The sequence below is a fragment of the Aeromonas sp. QDB34 genome, from assembly GCF_027705405.1.
Lineage (GTDB): Bacteria > Pseudomonadota > Gammaproteobacteria > Enterobacterales > Aeromonadaceae > Aeromonas > Aeromonas hydrophila.
In genome coordinates this window covers 17,005-32,786 of record NZ_JAPDBT010000008.1, presented here as the reverse complement: position 1 = coordinate 32,786, position 15,782 = coordinate 17,005, and the positions used below count along the sequence as shown (strand labels likewise).

Sequence of the window (15,782 nt, the reverse complement as noted above, 5' to 3'; positions counted from 1 at the left end):
ACTCATGCCTCCGCTCCGTTCATTACCTGATCGAACATCACGCAGCAGGGGCTCTCCATCCGGTAGAGGATGGCGGGGCGCTGCTTGCCGGTACGCTTGCGGCCGGTATCCAGCAGGATGCCGGCGCGGTGGATCCGCTTGCGAAAGGCCGCCGTGTTCATCGGCGTCTGCAGGATGATCTCGAAGGCCCGCTGCACCTCGGAGAGGGTGAACTCGGCTCCCAGCAGTTGCAGCGGCAAGGTGCTGTAACGGCTCTTGATCCGCAGCCGCTCCAGCCCCCGGGCGATCAGCTGGGTGTGGTCGAAGGCGAGGCTGAGCCCCGGCAGGTCACAGAGCGGGTGCCAGCAGCCGTGCACGGCTTCGACCTCGGAGTCCACCAGGCAGAGATAGACCAGGGTGGTGGACCAGCCACGGGGATCCCGCTCCAGATTGCCGAGGGTGCAGACCTGCTCGCTGTAGCAGTGGCCCAGCCCCCACTCGGTCAGCAGGCGATGGCGAGCCGCGTCCAGATCCCGATCCCGGGTCTCGTCGATGCGCAGCGCCGGCAGTTGCCAGCAGTGGGCAAAGGGTGGGCGATCGCGGGTCTCAAGCAGCAGCTCGAGCCGCTCCTCGTTCAACCGCAGCACCACCATATCCAGACTCATTCTCAACATGCCGATCGCCCTGCTCGCCTTCGATTAATGTTTGGTAGATAATATCACACGAATAGTATGTGCAGGAGCCACTCAATGGGAACCGTCGCCAGCCTGGATATTGATGCGCAGAAGGGCTTTACCCCCCTCTGCCCGAACGAACTGCCCGTCGCGGGCGGGGATGATATTGTGGCTGCGCTCAACGCTCAGGCCACCCTCGCCAGCCTGCGGATCGGCAGCAAGGATTCGCATCCCGCCAACGCCGCCTGGGCCGTCAGCGATCCCGCCGGCATGTTGCTGCCGCTGGATTTGCCCAACGCCGACCTCACCTGGCCGGTGCACTGCGTGCCGGGTACCCGCGGCTTCGAACTGCTCGACGGCCTGCCGGCCCCGGTCGATTACGACTTCTTCGTCTGGAAGGGGGTCGAGCCGGATCTGCACCCCTACGGCACCTGCTTCCACGATCTGGCCGAGCGCCGCAGCACCGGACTCATCGAGTTTCTGCACGCCCGCGGCGTCACTACCGTACTGGCCGGTGGCCTTGCCACCGATTACTGCGTCAAGACCAGCGTGCTGCAGCTGCGCCGCGCCGGCTTCCGGGTGATCGTCCATCTCGATGCCTGTCGTGGCATCACCCCCGAGACGGTTGCCAGCGCCCACACCCAGATGATCGAGGCCGGCGCCGAACTCGCCCAAAGCCTGATCGATGTACAACGCCTGCTGGACGCCTGATATGCCCCTCATTCTCATCAGCCTGCCCGATACCGGCGTCTGCAATCTACAAAAGCGGCAGGGGAGCGCTCTTGCGTTCACCCGCCTGCGGGGAGTCTGATATGCCACCCATACTCAACAGCCTGCTCGATACAGATGCTTACAAGCTGCACATGCAGCAGGCGGTGTTCCATCGCTATCCGGATGCCGAGGTGGTGGCCGAGTTCCACAGCCGCAATGAAGAGGATCTGCTGCCCATGATGGGCCAGATTGAGGAGCAGCTGCACCTTGCCGGCTCCTTGCGGCTGACCAGGCCCGAGCTCAACTTCCTGGCCGAGCGCCCCTTCTTTACCGCCGATTACCTCGACCACCTGCGCCGCAAGCCGCTGGATGCCTCCCTGCTCAAGGTGTTCGAGCAGGACGGTCGCATCAACGTGCGGGTCGAGGGCCCCTGGCAGGACGTGATCCTGTGGGAGATCCCGGTGCTCGCCATCATCAGCGAGATGCGCAACCGCTTCCGTTACCCCCAGTTTGGCGTCAGTCAGGCGCTGGAGCGGCTCGATCAGAAGATCGACAAGCTGGAGCGGGAGCTGAGCCGGGAGGAGATGAACGAGTTCAACCTCATCGACTTCGGCACCCGGCGCCGTTTCTCCCTCGCGGTGCAGGATGCGGTGGTGGGTCGCCTCAAGGAGCGGCTGCCGGCGTTTCGCGGCACCAGCAACTACCTGCTGGCCCAGAAATATGGCCTGCCGGCGGTGGGCACTCAGGCCCACGAGTGGTTCCAGGCCCACCAGCAGCTCGGCTTCCCGCTCGAGCACAGCCAGCGGGCCGCCCTCACCAGCTGGCTGGATGAGTTCACCAATCACCTCGGCATCGCGCTCACCGACTGCATCACCATGGATGCCTTCCTGCGCGACTTCGACTTCGAGCTGGCCAGCCGCTATCAGGGGCTGCGCCACGACTCCGGCGATCCCGTGGTGTGGGGTGAGAAGGCCATCAGCCACTATCAGCGGCTCGGCATCGACCCCACCGAGAAGACGCTGGTGTTCTCCGATGGCCTCAACCTCGACAAGGCGGTCGAGTTGTTCCGTCACTTCCGCGGCCGCATCAACACCAGCTTCGGCATCGGCACCAAGCTCACCTGCGATCTACCCGGCGTCAGCCCGATGAACATCGTCTTCAAGCTGATGGAGTGCAACGGCGGCCCAGTCGCCAAGATCTCCGACAGCCCCGGCAAGACCCTGTGCCGGGATGCGGACTTCATCCGCAACCTCAAGCAGGCGTTCCACGTCGGGGTCTGACTTCGGCCAATCTGATGGCAAACAAAAAGCCCGCCGGTTTACACCGGCGGGCTTTTTTCATCGGGTCTGGCGGGATCAGTCTTTCTTGGCCAGCAGGAATTTCACCAGCTGGTTGAACTGCTCCTGGGAAGTAATGGATTCGATCTTCACCATGTACTTGCCGTTGACCAGGAAGGCCGGCACACCGCGGATGTTGTAGCTCTCGGTGTTGCGGTCAAACTGGGAGACCATGCCGGAGACGGCGAAGCTGTCGACGGCACCGTCGAACTCCTCGGCCGGCACGCCGTTGTCCACGAAGATCTGCTTCACGTCGGCACGGCTCTGCGGGTACTGACGCTGGGTGTGGATCTTGTCGAAGATGGCCGGGGTCAGCTTGCCTTCAACATTCAGCAGGCTGGCAACGGCGTAAGCACGCTGCATCTCCGGACCCATCTCGCGGCCCAGGAAGGCCACCGGGTTTTTCTTCATCGGCACGCCTTCCGGCAGGTTCTTCTTCAGATCCTCGGCAATCGGCTCGAACTTGGCGCAGTGGGGGCAGTAGTAGGAGAAGAACTCCAGCACTTCCGGTTGGGCGCTACCGGTCTGTTTGACCACATCGTAGTTGACGCCTTCCTTGAATTCGGGGGCGGCGTGAACCATGGGGATCATCAGCATGGCAGCAAGGAAAAATAGTACTTTTTTCATGACGTTTCCTGTTAAGGGATCACTGTGAGGCACGCCCGGCGAACCGAAGCAGTGCCAAGCCTATTGCGTCACCACTGCGCAGTCAATGGTCAAGCTGGGTGCGCGAGTCCCGTCTGCCGCCCGCTCTCTTTCCCTCATCACCAGCCAGGCGTCAGCGTCAGGGGCGGTGCCTTGAGCGCTTCCAGCTGGTCGTGCAGGGTCGCTATCTGCTGGCGCCAGTAGTGATCGGTGTTGAACCAGGGGAAGTGGCGCGGGAAGGCGGGGTCTTCCCAGCGCCGGGCCAGCCAGGCCATGTAGTGGACGATGCGCATGGCCCGCAGCGGCTCGATCAGCGCCAGCTCGCGCGGGTCGAACTCCATGAATTCTTCATAGCCCGCCAACAGGGTATCGAGCTGGATCAGCTGCTCGTGCCGCTCGCCGCTCAGCATCATCCAGAGATCCTGGATGGCGGGGCCGCTGCGACAGTCATCCAGATCGACGAACAGGGGGCCGTCGCGCCAGAGGATGTTGCCCGGATGGCAGTCGCCATGCAGGGAGATCTGGGCCACGTCCAGGGTCATGGCGTCACTGACATGCTTGATCAGCTCGTCCAGTACCCCGAAGAAGGACTTGGCCAGCCCGCTCGGCAGCCACTCGCCGGACGCCAGCAGCTGACGCGGCTCGTGCAGCATGCTCTCCACATCGAGCCGGACTCTGTGGTGGAAGGGACGGCTGGCCCCTATCTGATGGATGCGGCCGAGGTAGCGCCCCACCCACTCCAGCTGGTCGAGGTTGTCCACCTCGAACTGGCGGCCCCCCACGCTCTGCCAGATGGCGAAGGGGTAGCCCTGATGCTCCAGCAGGGTCTCACCGGCAAAGGCGATGGGGGCGGCAACCGGGATCTCCGCCTCATTGAGGCGGGCGGCAAAGTCGTGCTCTTCGAGGATCTGGGCCCGGCTCCAGCGACCAGGACGGTAGAACTTCACCACGTAGCGGCGACGATCTTCATCCTGAAACTGGTAGACCCGGTTTTCGTAGCTGTTGAGTTCGATGAGACCGGAGTCGATACGCAGGCCGCTGAGGTCCAGCGCATCCATGATGAGATCGGGATTGAGGTCGGAATAGTTGAAACGCATGTCATCCACCATGAGAAAGGGGCGCCGTTGCGCCCCATTCTATCACTACTGCTTATCATTGCCGCGCCCGATGACCGGCTAAAACCGGCCATGGTGGCGGTCACAGCCGGCTGATGAACTTGCTTGGCTGGCGCAGGATCCCCTTGCTGTCGTCCGCGGCCGCCCCTTCGCGTTTGAGCACGAAGCGGATGTCCAGGGTCGGCTTCTTCAGGTTGAAGGGGTCGACCGCTACGCTCACCGGCAGGGTGAAGATCTCGCCCGCCTTCAAGGTCACCTCGCGCGGGCCGAACCATTCGTGCTCCGGCAGCCCCTCCACATCCAGCTGATAGGTCTGGGGATGCAGGGTCTTGTTGAGGATCTTCAGGGTGTAGGTGTTCTCGATGAGCCCCTCGCTGTTCTCGCGGAACAGCTGGTTGCGATCCCGCAGGATATCGAGCCCCATCGGCATGATGGACATGGCGTTGTAGACGAACACCCCCAGCATCACCGCCATCACCAGGCCATAGCCAATCAGCTTGGGCCGCGCCACGTGGGTGGAGTCGTTGGCCAGCTTGTGCTCGGTGGTGTAGCTGATGAGCCCCTTCGGATAGCCCATCCGCTCCATGGTCTGATCGCAGGCATCGACGCAGGCGCCGCAGTTGATGCACTCGTACTGCAGGCCGTCGCGGATGTCGATGCCGGTCGGGCAGACCTGCACACAGAGGTCGCAGTCGATGCAGTCCCCCAGCCCCAGCGCCTTGGGATCGGCCTTGCGGGCACGGGCGCCACGGGTTTCACCGCGCTTGGCGTCATAGCCGACGATGAAGGTGTCCTTGTCGAACATGGCGGACTGGAAGCGAGCATACGGGCACATGTGAATGCACATGATGGCGCGCATCCAGCCGGCGTTGCCGTAGGTACAGGCGGCGAACAGCACCACCCAGAAGATGACCCAGCCGCTGGCCTGCAGGGTGAAGAAGTCCGGCACCAGCTTGAACACATCCTGGAAGTAGGCGACGAAGGTGAGGCCGGTACCCAGCGACAGCAGGATCCAGGCCAGATGTTTGGCCCCCTTGCGGGCCAGCTTCTCGGCGTTCCAGGGCGAGGCATCCAGCTTGCGGCGCTTGTTGGCCGCCCCTTCCAGCTTCTCTTCGAACCAGATGAACATGAAGGTCCACACCGTCTGCGGGCAGAGATAGCCGCACCAGACCCGGCCGAGGAAGGTGGTCACGAAGAAGAGCCCGAAGGCGGCAATCATGAAGATCCAGGCCAGCAGGGTCAGGTCCTGCGGCCAGATGGTGGCACCGAAGATGTGGAACTGCTGGTGACCGATGTCGAACAGCACGGCCTGGCGACCGTCATAGCGCAACCAGGGAATGGCGACGAAGAGCACCACGAAGAACCAGCCCATGGCCTTGCGCACCCGCTGCCAGTAGCCGGTTTGGGCCCTCACGTAGATGCGGTTGCCGGGATTGAACCTGTCATCGCTCGCTTTGAAGGTATTGGGGTTGTATGTCCCCGTTACATCGCCGGTGACATCCTTGATATCGATCTTGTCCTGGTCGGCCATTGCAACACTTCGCTCCACTCATTAATTGTTATGGAGCGGATTATATCTTAAACAGCCTGCTAATTGTGTGGGTAAAATGTATCTAATGTTCGAGTGGCGTCGCAATTTCAAGCAACAAAAAAGACGTATCGCCAGTTGACGAAACGCCTTTTTGAGAGATTCTTTTGAACACCAATAGAGGCTCCAGCTGGAGCAATCTTTACTTGATGCCGCGGGCCTTGAGCAGGGCTTCCTTGAAGTCGGGCACGTGATCCTTGGCCAGGCCGGGGATCATCGCCTGCTTGTCGGATTCCCGCATCTTGAGGTGGTAGATCAGCATGTCGTCGGTCAGCTCGGACAGAGGACCTTCAAATCCCGCTTCCTCGGCCAGTTTGGCAACAAACTGCACCAGGCTGAGATCCTGTTCCTTGATCCAGGCAGGCTGCAACAACTCCAGCAGCTCTTCGATACGATGACATTGCATAGACGACCTCTTTAATCTGTCTTGTGAAACTCAGGCAACCTTACCCATCAAGGCTACTTCGATACGATCCCGCCCATTATGCTTGGCCTGGTAGAGGGCCGCATCCGCTTTTTGAATCAGCTCGCTGATAGAGAGGCTCTGATCCGGCACCAGGGTCGCCACCCCGAAGCTGCAACTGACCCGACCGGAGACCAGGGATTTCTGATGGGGAATGCTCAAATCCTTCAGCGCCACCCGCACGTTCTCGGCGATCTGCAGCGCCCCCTGCATGCTGGTACAGGGCAACAGCAGGGCGAACTCCTCGCCGCCGTAGCGGGCGGCGAGATCGTCCTCGCGCCGCTGCACTTCGGCCAGCAGACCCGCCACCTGCTGCAGGCACTCGTCCCCCAGCTGATGGCCGTACAGGTCGTTGAATTGCTTGAAGTAGTCCACATCCACCAGCACCAGCGACAGCGGCGCCCGGGCCCGGTGACAGCGACGCCAGGCGCGCTCGAGGCAGTAGTCGAGGTGGGCCCGGTTGGCGATGCCGGTCAACCCGTCCAAGCGGGAGGTGAGCTTGAGGTGCTCGGAGACCGCCTTCAGCTCGGCCACCAGATCGGCGTTGGAGAAACGGTGGTAAAGCGAGGCTACCTGATCCCGCCGCAGGCGGCGCAGCAGGGTCGGCAGGAAGACGAACAGGTAGCCCGCCAGCATGCAGGAGACGATCCGCTCCTGCTCGTTGCCCGCCCCCAGCTCGAACAGCATGGCCAGCCCGAGCGGCAAGACGGCGCCGTAAAGCGAACGGCGGCTGCCGAACAGCATGATGGCGCTGCCGGTGAGAATGAGGCTGGAGAGCATCATCATGGCGGCGCGATAGGTGTCGGGCAGCTTGTCCATGTAGAGCAGCACACCCAGCGCCCAGATGATGGAGGTGATGGTCACCCCGATGAAGAGCTCGCGCTCCAGCACCGGCAGCGGGATCTGCGCCAGCCTGGGCTGGCGCCAGCGCAGGTGCCAGCCTCGGCAGATCAGCAGCAGCAACACCCCGGCCAGCCAGCCGAGCGCTTCGGCGGCAGGCAGGTAGTCGTGGAACAGCAGGCTCCAGCCAAGCGCCAGCAGACCCAGGCAAGGCAGGCTGAATGAGGCGTGGGTATAGAGCTGGGCCATGATGGCCTGCTTCACCTGACGTGTCACACTCTGGGTCAACTGCGTACTCCCTGTACAAGAGCCGCACAGTCTACCACTACCCCTTCGGAGCCAACAATAAAACGTCCGTTATTAAGCGGTTAGTCAGTCGATGATGCCAGGCCCAGGCCTGCCGGCAGAGACGGCTCAGCCGCGCTCCAGCTCGTCGAGGATCGGGCACTCGGGGTTTTCATCCCCGTGGCAGCAGCCGACCAGCCCCTCGAGGGAGCTGAGCATGGCCTGCAAGCCGGCGATGCGGGCGCGCAGATCGACGATCTTCTCCTGCGCCAGCTTTTTCACCTGGGCGCTGGTTCTGTGCTCGTCCCGATAGAGCGCCAGCAGCTCCTGGCACTCCTCCAGATTGAAGCCGGTCTCCCGCGCCCGCTTGACGAAGCGCAGCTCGCGCAGCGCCCCCTCGGTGTAACTGCGGTAGCCGTTGTCGCTGCGGACCGGCGCCGAGATGAGGCCGATGCTCTCGTAGTAGCGAATGGTCTTGGCGGTCAGTCCCGTCGCCTTGGCTACCTTGCTGATGTTCATGGATGACTCCTTAACGGTTCGATTCTGTGCTGACCTGGGCGAGAGCCCGCGGCTGCCAGCGTTTCAATAGCAGGGAATTGCTCAATACTGTGATGCTGCTCAGGGCCATGGCCGCCCCCGCCAGCTCGGGGCTGAGGTAACCCAGCGCCGCCAGCGGAATGCCGATGATGTTGAATACGAAGGCCCAGAACAGGTTCTGCTGGATGGTGCGCCAGGTGGCCGCCGAGATGTCGATGGCATCGGCCACCAGCCGCGGGTCAGACCGCATCAGGGTGATGGAGGCGGTCTCCATCGCCACGTCGGAGCCGGAGCCCATGGCGATACCCACATCCGCCGCCGCCAACGCCGGGGCGTCGTTCACCCCGTCCCCCACCATGGCCACCAGCCCGCTGGTTTGTGCCCGCAGCGCCTCCACTTTCTCCACCTTGCCGGCCGGCAGCACGGAGTCGAAGGCCCCGTCCAGCCCCAGCTTGGCGGCGATATGGGCCACCGGCGCCGGCGCATCACCGCTCACCAGCCAGCTGGCGATGCCCCGCTGGCGCAGGGTGGCGATGGCATCCGGGCTCTCGGGGCGCAGGGTATCGGCCAGTGCGGCTATGCCGGCCACCACGCCGTCGATGGCCACCCAGACCCGGGTCGCGCCGTCGGCGGCTTGTTCATCCTGTTGTGGCGGTGCAATACCGAGCAGGGCCAGCAAAGAGCCATTGCCGATGGCGACCGTGTGGCCAGCGACCTGACCGACAATACCGGCCCCGACCCGCACCTCGACGGCTTCCGGCTGGGGCAGCGTAGCCTCTTTGCCGACTGCCTCGCGCATGGCCAGCGCCAGCGGGTGTTCGCTCGCCTGCTGCAGGGCGGCGGCGAGGCGCAGTTGCTCGTCATTGCCGCTCCAGCTGGCCAGCACCGGCCGGCCCTGGGTCAGGGTGCCGGTCTTGTCGAAGATCAACGCCTTGATGGCGTGGGCCTTCTGCAGGGTATCGACATCCTTGATCAGAATGCCGTGGCGCGCCGCCACCCCGGTACCGGTGACGATGGCCGCCGGTGTGGCCAGCCCCAGTGCACAGGGACAGGCGATCACCAGCACGGCCACCGCCGCCAGCAGCGCCTGACCGAAGTCGTTGCTGATGGCGTACCACACCAGCAGGGTGAACAGGGCGATGGCCATCACCACCGGCACGAACACGGCGGAGACCTTGTCCACCAGCTGTTGCAGCGGCGCCTTGCCCATCTGGGCGTTTTCCACCAGTGCGATGATCTTGCTGAGGCTGGAGTCCTCCCCCACCGTAGTGGCTTCGATCTCCAGCACGCCGGAGCGGTTGATGGCACCGCCCAGCACCTTGTCGCCCTCACCGCGGGGCACCGGCAGGCTCTCGCCGGTGAGGATCGACTCGTCCAGCTCGCTGGCGCCGCTCACGATTCTGCCGTCTACCGGCACCCGCTCACCCACCAGCACCCGCAGCCGATCGCCGCGCAGCACCTCGTCGATGGCGACGCTCTGCCAGCTCTCGCCACGCCAGACGGTGGCGGTTTCCGGCCGCAGCGCCATCAGTTCGCGAATGGCGGACTGGGTACTGCGTCTGGCCCTGGCTTCCAGCAACTTGCCGAGGGAGATCAGGGTAATGATGATGGCGCTTGCCTCGAAATAGAGCTGGCCGCTGGCGGCCATCCCCAGGTTGAGCAGCAGATAGAGGCTGTAGAAGTAGGCCGCACTGGTACCGGTCGCCACCAGCACATCCATGTTGGCGGAGCGGTTCTTGATGGCGAGCCAGGCACCGCGATAGAAACGGGCGCCGATCCAGAACTGCACCGGGGTGGCGAGCACCAGCTCCAGCCAGGCGGGCAGATGCCAGGGCAGCAGACCGGCCATGGCCAGCATGCCCGCCAGCAGCGGCAGGGTCAGCAGGGCCGAGACGATGACCCGGGTTTGCGCCTGACGGGCGCTGGCGGCCTCCTGCGCTTCCCGCTCCAGCAACTGCTGGCGGCGGCCGCTGGCCGAGCCCTGCGCCAACTGGGCGCCAAAGCCGAGCGCCTCGATCTGCTCGCGCAGGGCCGCGGGCGTCTGCATCCCGGGTACCAGCACGATACGGGCCTGCTCGATGGAGAAGTTGACGTCGGCAGAGATGACGCCGGGCAGCGCTGCCAGCATCTTGTTCAGGCGGGCCGAGCAACCGGCACAGGTCATGCCGGTGATTTGAAACAGGATGGTCTCGCTGCCGTAGTCGTAACCCTGCGCCTTGATGCTCTCCAGCACCGCCGGCAAACGGTCGGGGCTGGCTAGGTCGATGGCGGCTTGCTCCAGTGCGAAGTTGACGGTGGCCTCTACCCCCTCCAGCTTGTTAAGGGCGGTCGTGATGCGGCCGGCGCAGTTGGCGCAGCTCATGCCGCTGAGCGGCAACTGCAGATGAATCGGTGATTGAAGATGAGTGGTCATGTTGTTCCTCCCCGGAACCAGTCGGCCAGAATGAGCGCCGACCAACAAACCCTAACCTTTACTGTAAGGGTAAGCTCAAGCCACATGATCCACTTTTTGCGGATGAAAAAAAACGGCACCCGTTTGCTGCCAGAGAGCCAACGGGCGCCGCATTCAGCTATTGCGCGGTGTGAACTGCGACTCAGATACCGTACTGGGCGCGGTACGCCTTCATGGCGGCCAGTTGCGCCGCCAGCTCCGGCTGCTCGGCCTGCTTCTCTTCCAGATACTGGATCAGATCGCTCATCTGGATGATGGCGATGATGTGAGCGCCGTAGTCACGCTCCACCTCCTGAATGGCGGAGAGCTCGCCCTTGCCCTTCTCCTGACGGTCCAGCGCGATCAGCACGCCAGCCAGCGAGGCGCCGTTGGCCTGGATCAGATCCATGGATTCGCGGATGGCGGTGCCGGCGGTGATGACGTCATCTACCAGCATGATGCGCCCCTTGAGCGGGCTGCCCACCAGATTGCCGCCCTCGCCGTGATCCTTGGCCTCCTTGCGGTTGAAGCACCAGGGCACGTCCACGTCGTGCTGCTCCACCAGTTGCACCGCAGTGGCGGAGGCGATGGGGATCCCCTTGTAGGCCGGGCCAAACAGCACATCGAACGCGATACCGGCATCCATCAGGGCGGCGGCATAGAAGCGGCCGAGACGGGCCAGATCGCGGCCGCTGTTGAACAGACCGGCGTTGAAGAAGTAGGGGCTTTTACGACCGGATTTCAGGGTAAATTCACCGAATTTGAGGACCTGCTTCTCCAGGGCGAACTCGATAAATTGACGCTGGTAGGCTTTCATTCTGGCTCCTTGCTTGGCTTGTCGTTTACTTTCGTGGGGTATAAAAAAACGCGGTCAATGCCGCGTTTTTAAAATCATGCAAGTGACTGCTTCTGCAGCGCAATGATGTCGGCGATGCCGCCCTTGGCGAGCGCCAGCATCTCCAGCAACTCTTCATGGGTGAAGGGTTCGGCCTCCGCGGTGCCCTGCACCTCGATGATGCGACCATCTTCGGTCATCACCACGTTCATGTCGGTCTCGGCGGCGGAATCTTCGATGTACTCCAGATCGCAGATGGCTTCCCCTTCATACATACCGACGGAGACGGCAGCGATCATCTGCTTGAGCGGGCTCTGCTTGAGCATGCCCTTCTCGACCATCCAGTTCAGCGCATCCACCAGCGCCACGCAGGCACCTGTGATGGCGGCGGTGCGGGTGCCACCGTCGGCTTGCAGCACGTCACAGTCAACTGTGATGGAGTGCTCGCCCAGCGCAGTCAGGTCTACCGCGGCGCGCAGGGAGCGGGCGATCAGCCGGGAGATCTCCAGGGTGCGGCCACTCTGCTTGCCGGAGGCCGCTTCGCGGTTCATCCGGGAGTGGGTGGAGCGCGGCAGCATGCCGTACTCGGCGGTCACCCAGCCCTGATTCTTCCCCTTCAGGAAGCGCGGCACGCTGGTGTCGACGCTGGCGGTGCAGAGCACGCGGGTGTTGCCGAATTCCACCAGCACGGACCCTTCAGCATGCTTGGTGAAGTGGCGGGTAATGGTGACCGGACGAAGCTGCGCGGCAGTGCGATCGCTGGGACGTGACATGGGACGGACCTCTGGGCTGGCTGAATTGGCGCAGGAGTATAGGGTCTGCTGGCGCTTTGGCGCAAGCCGCGTTGCTGCGACAAATGACGTCAAGCTAGGCGCGGGGCGCAGGCAATGGCCACCACTCCCTTGACAAGCCCTGCAACAACGCATGACGTCATTTGCAGCGCAACCCGTAGGGACGGGCCAGTTTTTTGCGCGTAACGTCGTTACTCGGCGGCTCATGTGAACGACCACACTTCACGCCTCGCGCCTAGTCCCGCACAAAAACTGACCCCGTCGCGGTCGTGACAAAGCACCAGCAGACCCTAAGCCATCCCAGCCCAAATATCAGCCGCTAAAACCACGCTGTCGGCTGACGGAGCAGGGCTGGCTGAGTATACTGGCCCCACACTTCATCAAGCCCGGAACAATCAATGATTCACAGCATGACCGCCTACGCCCGCAAGGAACTCAAGGGCGACTGGGGCACAGCCGTTTGGGAAATTCGTTCGGTCAACCAGCGCTATCTGGAGACCTACATTCGCCTGCCGGAACAACTGCGCAGCCTGGAGCCGGTTCTGCGTGAGCGCTTCCGCGCCAAGCTGCAGCGCGGCAAGGTGGAGTGCAACCTGCGCTTTGAGGCCGCGCAAGCCGCTGCCAGCCAGCTGCACATCAATGAAGAGCTGGCCAAGCTCATCATCGACAGCGCCAACTGGGTGATGAAAGAGGCGGGCCAGGGCCAGCTCAACCCGGTCGACGTGCTGCGCTGGCCGGGCGTGATGGCTGCCGCCGAGCAGGACATGGATGCGGTCGCCACCGAGCTGCTGGGCGGGTTTGACCTGACCATGGAAGATTTCCTTGCCTCCCGCGCCAGCGAAGGGGCCAACCTCAAGGCCCTGATCGAACAGCGTCTGGCTGGCATTCAGGTTGAAGTGAAGAAGGTGCGCGTCCACCTGCCGCAGATCATCGAGTGGCAGCGCCAGAAGCTCACCGACCGGCTGGCCGAAGCCAAGGTTGAGCTGGATCCGGCCCGCATCGAGCAGGAGATCGTGCTGCTGGCCCAGAAGATCGACGTGGCCGAAGAGCTGGATCGTCTGGAGATGCACATCAGCGAAACCAACAAGATCATGAAGAAGGGTGGCGCCTGCGGCCGTCGTCTCGACTTCATGATGCAGGAGTTCAACCGTGAGTCGAACACCCTCGGTTCCAAGTCGATCAACGCCGAGGTGACCCAGTCCGCCGTCGAGCTGAAGGTGCTCATCGAGCAAATGCGCGAACAAATTCAGAACATCGAGTAATCGATACAAGAAGCCCGTCAACGACGGGCTTCTTTCATTTGACGACGCGCCAGGTTGGCGGCTTGCGCCAGATCGGATTTTCACGCCGCACCGACAGCATCTGACTCACTTGTGGGGTATGCTGTCACGCTGACGATCAACCATGACCTCTGTTGAGGCCTGTCTTATGAAATACCTTGTAGTTCAAACCAAACAGATAGGGGATGTGCTGATCTCCACCGCGCTGTGCAACAACCTCAAGCAGAATGACCCAAGCGGCGAGGTTCACTATCTGGTCATGGATTATTGCGCGGGTATGGCGCAGGGCAATCCCAATATCGATCGGCTCATCATCATCGAGAAGGCCAGGCGCAATGGGTGGCGCTACATGAAGGATCTGCTGCTGGCCATTCGCCGCGAGCGCTACGATGTGGTGGTCAACAGCCAGGGCCAGATGATCGGCCTGCTCAGCTGCCTCTTCTCCGGTGCCCGCCTGCGCATCGGCTTTGACTCCTTCCCCTGGCGGCTCGGCCACAACCGCATCGTGCGTTTTCGCAAGGACACCGAATTCCAGGGCAACAGCACCCTGGTCGACGATCGCTTCTCGCTGCTCAAGCCGCTCAAGCTGGCCAGCGAGGATCGCAACTACTACCTCTGGCTGAGTGAAGAAGAGAAGCAACAAGGAAAGGACGCCCTGCTGGCCGCCGGCGTCGACCTGAACCGCCCGCTGATCGCCATGGGCGTCAACTCGCTCGGGCACTACAAGCGCTGGCCCATCGACTGCTTCGCCAAGGTCGCCCAGTGGCTGATCGAGCAGCACGACGCCCAGATCCTGATCTACTGCGGGCCGGGGGAAGAGGAGTACAACCGCGGCCTGAAACCGCTGCTACCCGCCGCCCTGCAAGCCAGCGTCTTCGACCACATCAAGACCCGCTCGGTACGGGAGCTGGTGGGGCTGCTCGCCCACTGCCGGCTGTTTGTCGGCAATGACACCGGCCCACGGCATATGGCGCAGGCCATCGACCTGCCCCTGCTGACCATAGTGGCCCCGGGCGGCGACAAGATCATCGCCAACCCGGTCAACCACCCCCGCTATCAGGCCATCGATGTGTTCGATGCCAAGGGACCCGACTTCCAGCTGCCGCAGAACGCGGAAAAGGACTTCACCGATGAAGCCCTGCTGCGCGCCATCACTCCCGAGCTGGTGATGGAGAGGCTGACAGCGCTGCCTGATTGGCAAGCTGCCACGCCCTGAAAGTACGCTCGAATTCGGCCAGATCGAGAGAGTTGATATCCTGCTCCCGGGTATTGGTCGAGAACAGCACGGTGGCTGACGGGGAGTTTGGGTGCCACTCGAGGAAGTTCTCGTTGCCGCCCCCTATGTCCGGGTTGTAGAGGCCAAGAATGGGCTTGTGCAACCCGGCGGCGATGTGCACCGTCGCCGTGTCCACCGAGATCAGCCCCTGACACTGGCGCAGCTGGGCAAACAGCCCGGCCAGCGAGGGCGCATCTGGTGACAGCAGCAGGCGCTCCGGTCGGCTCAAGCCTGCCCGAATTCCGGTCACCTCCTCCTCCATACCCGGCGGATAGAGCAGGCAGATGGCGCAAGAGCCGGCCGCCAGCATCTGCTCAACCATCTGGCGGATAAGCTCGGGCCGCAGGCGGCGGGAACTGCCACTGCCGTAGGGGTTGAAACAGAGGACCGGCTCGGCTGGCCACCAGCTGGCCAGCGCATCGGGCGGGCTCATGGTCGGGACTATGTATTGCTGGTCCGGATTGGTCACGCCGAGCCGCTGCAACAGCAGGGCGAACTTGTCGGAGAAGTGCATGCCGCTGGAGGCCTTGCCCAGCTTGAGGTTGACCGCCTGCAGGGCATCGTCCATGCCGGCAACCCAATCCGCCCTCACCTGACTGATGAAGTAGATGTCCTTCATTTTCAGCATCTTGCCAAAGTGCACCAGACACTCCACCTCCCCCAGCGAGTGTGCCAGGCGCTTGAGCTGGCCATAGCCCGGCCGCTTGGGCACCTCTATCACCTTGTCCATACCGAAATGATCGCGAAACAGGGGAGCCATGGCCGCAGTCGTGACGATCCACACTTCCCGCTCCGGGCTGGCGCGCTTGATTTCGCGGGCCACCCAGGACGAGACGATCGCATCGCCCAGCTTGGCATCCCAGCGCAGCAACACTATCTTCCCCTTGCACTCATGCCGCGGGGCCGGCCGCTTGCGATCGAACAGCAGCTGCCCCAGCTTGCGGCGAAGAATGTCACGCTGGAGTTGCAGATCGTTGATTAATGACATGAATCCA

Annotated in this window: 15 protein-coding genes; 4 read left to right on the top strand and 11 right to left on the bottom strand. The window is 62.9% G+C overall.

Annotated features, from left to right (window positions below):
* Window positions 1-2 precede the first annotated feature (2 nt).
* Window positions 3-653: an NUDIX hydrolase gene (locus OKC29_RS12535; protein ID WP_011707866.1), complete on the bottom strand. Its 651-nt coding sequence runs from the start codon at window positions 651-653 to the stop codon at window positions 3-5.
* A gap of 75 nt (window positions 654-728) precedes the next feature.
* Between OKC29_RS12535 and OKC29_RS12530 the strand changes: the two genes are divergently transcribed.
* A complete protein-coding gene (locus tag OKC29_RS12530) occupies window positions 729-1,364 on the top strand; it encodes a nicotinamidase (RefSeq protein WP_073352188.1) in 636 nt (211 codons plus the stop codon).
* A 101-nt stretch (window positions 1,365-1,465) separates the two neighbouring features.
* On the top strand, window positions 1,466-2,644 hold the full coding sequence (gene pncB, locus OKC29_RS12525; RefSeq protein WP_029302345.1) for a nicotinate phosphoribosyltransferase: 1,179 nt from the start codon (window positions 1,466-1,468) through the stop codon (window positions 2,642-2,644).
* Window positions 2,645-2,719: 75 nt separating this feature from the next.
* Here pncB and OKC29_RS12520 read toward each other — a convergent pair whose 3' ends face one another.
* The 9 genes from OKC29_RS12520 to rph all read right to left on the bottom strand — a co-directional run bounded on the left by OKC29_RS12520 (window position 2,720) and on the right by rph (window position 12,213).
* Window positions 2,720-3,328: a thiol:disulfide interchange protein DsbA/DsbL gene (locus OKC29_RS12520; protein WP_011707872.1), complete on the bottom strand. Its 609-nt coding sequence runs from the start codon at window positions 3,326-3,328 to the stop codon at window positions 2,720-2,722.
* Between the two features lie 137 nt (window positions 3,329-3,465).
* Window positions 3,466-4,455, bottom strand: coding sequence for a serine/threonine protein kinase (locus OKC29_RS12515; protein ID WP_073352190.1), 990 nt, complete (start codon window positions 4,453-4,455; stop codon window positions 3,466-3,468).
* 88 nt (window positions 4,456-4,543) lie between these two features.
* Window positions 4,544-5,992 carry a cytochrome c oxidase accessory protein CcoG gene (gene ccoG, locus OKC29_RS12510; protein ID WP_073352191.1) on the bottom strand — a complete coding sequence of 483 codons (1,449 nt, stop codon included), beginning with the start codon at window positions 5,990-5,992 and terminating at the stop codon, window positions 4,544-4,546.
* 199 nt (window positions 5,993-6,191) lie between these two features.
* Window positions 6,192-6,455, bottom strand: a complete 264-nt coding sequence (locus OKC29_RS12505) for a YihD family protein (RefSeq protein ID WP_005306857.1) — start codon at window positions 6,453-6,455, stop codon at window positions 6,192-6,194.
* Between the two features lie 30 nt (window positions 6,456-6,485).
* A complete protein-coding gene (locus OKC29_RS12500; RefSeq protein WP_017409683.1) occupies window positions 6,486-7,640 on the bottom strand; it encodes a GGDEF domain-containing protein in 1,155 nt (384 codons plus the stop codon).
* 126 nt (window positions 7,641-7,766) lie between these two features.
* Window positions 7,767-8,156: a Cu(I)-responsive transcriptional regulator gene (cueR, locus tag OKC29_RS12495; RefSeq protein ID WP_010635698.1), complete on the bottom strand. Its 390-nt coding sequence runs from the start codon at window positions 8,154-8,156 to the stop codon at window positions 7,767-7,769.
* A 10-nt stretch (window positions 8,157-8,166) separates the two neighbouring features.
* Window positions 8,167-10,587 carry a heavy metal translocating P-type ATPase gene (locus OKC29_RS12490; protein ID WP_073352192.1) on the bottom strand — a complete coding sequence of 807 codons (2,421 nt, stop codon included), beginning with the start codon at window positions 10,585-10,587 and terminating at the stop codon, window positions 8,167-8,169.
* Window positions 10,588-10,768: 181 nt separating this feature from the next.
* Window positions 10,769-11,422, bottom strand: a complete 654-nt coding sequence (pyrE, locus tag OKC29_RS12485) for an orotate phosphoribosyltransferase (RefSeq protein WP_073352194.1) — start codon at window positions 11,420-11,422, stop codon at window positions 10,769-10,771.
* Between the two features lie 74 nt (window positions 11,423-11,496).
* Entirely contained in the window at window positions 11,497-12,213 is a 717-nt protein-coding gene (gene rph / locus OKC29_RS12480; RefSeq protein WP_039213069.1) for a ribonuclease PH, read from the bottom strand.
* Between the two features lie 416 nt (window positions 12,214-12,629).
* Between rph and OKC29_RS12475 the strand changes: the two genes are divergently transcribed.
* Window positions 12,630-13,493 carry a YicC/YloC family endoribonuclease gene (locus tag OKC29_RS12475; protein WP_011707879.1) on the top strand — a complete coding sequence of 288 codons (864 nt, stop codon included), beginning with the start codon at window positions 12,630-12,632 and terminating at the stop codon, window positions 13,491-13,493.
* A gap of 166 nt (window positions 13,494-13,659) precedes the next feature.
* A complete protein-coding gene (locus OKC29_RS12470; protein ID WP_060390998.1) occupies window positions 13,660-14,727 on the top strand; it encodes a glycosyltransferase family 9 protein in 1,068 nt (355 codons plus the stop codon).
* On the opposite strand, the gene OKC29_RS12465 is transcribed toward OKC29_RS12470, so the two are convergent.
* Complete coding sequence (locus tag OKC29_RS12465) at window positions 14,663-15,775, bottom strand: glycosyltransferase family 9 protein (RefSeq protein WP_073352196.1); 1,113 nt, start codon at window positions 15,773-15,775, stop codon at window positions 14,663-14,665. The genes OKC29_RS12470 and OKC29_RS12465 overlap by 65 nt on opposite strands.
* Window positions 15,776-15,782: the final 7 nt, after the last annotated feature.

Bases quoted from the DNA above. Each gene is read 5' to 3' on its own strand.
- OKC29_RS12470 (WP_060390998.1), top strand. From the start codon at position 13,660: ATGAAATACCTTGTAGTTCAAACCAAACAGATAGGGGATGTGCTGATC.
- OKC29_RS12535 (WP_011707866.1), bottom strand. From the start codon at position 653: ATGTTGAGAATGAGTCTGGATATGGTGGTGCTGCGGTTGAACGAGGAG.
- OKC29_RS12515 (WP_073352190.1), bottom strand. From the start codon at position 4,455: ATGGTGGATGACATGCGTTTCAACTATTCCGACCTCAATCCCGATCTC.
- OKC29_RS12505 (WP_005306857.1), bottom strand. From the start codon at position 6,455: ATGCAATGTCATCGTATCGAAGAGCTGCTGGAGTTGTTGCAGCCTGCC.
- pyrE (WP_073352194.1), bottom strand. From the start codon at position 11,422: ATGAAAGCCTACCAGCGTCAATTTATCGAGTTCGCCCTGGAGAAGCAG.
- OKC29_RS12490 (WP_073352192.1), bottom strand. From the start codon at position 10,587: ATGACCACTCATCTTCAATCACCGATTCATCTGCAGTTGCCGCTCAGC.
- rph (WP_039213069.1), bottom strand. From the start codon at position 12,213: ATGTCACGTCCCAGCGATCGCACTGCCGCGCAGCTTCGTCCGGTCACC.
- OKC29_RS12530 (WP_073352188.1), top strand. From the start codon at position 729: ATGGGAACCGTCGCCAGCCTGGATATTGATGCGCAGAAGGGCTTTACC.
- OKC29_RS12465 (WP_073352196.1), bottom strand. From the start codon at position 15,775: ATGTCATTAATCAACGATCTGCAACTCCAGCGTGACATTCTTCGCCGC.
- cueR (WP_010635698.1), bottom strand. From the start codon at position 8,156: ATGAACATCAGCAAGGTAGCCAAGGCGACGGGACTGACCGCCAAGACC.
- ccoG (WP_073352191.1), bottom strand. From the start codon at position 5,992: ATGGCCGACCAGGACAAGATCGATATCAAGGATGTCACCGGCGATGTA.
- OKC29_RS12520 (WP_011707872.1), bottom strand. From the start codon at position 3,328: ATGAAAAAAGTACTATTTTTCCTTGCTGCCATGCTGATGATCCCCATG.
- pncB (WP_029302345.1), top strand. From the start codon at position 1,466: ATGCCACCCATACTCAACAGCCTGCTCGATACAGATGCTTACAAGCTG.
- OKC29_RS12475 (WP_011707879.1), top strand. From the start codon at position 12,630: ATGATTCACAGCATGACCGCCTACGCCCGCAAGGAACTCAAGGGCGAC.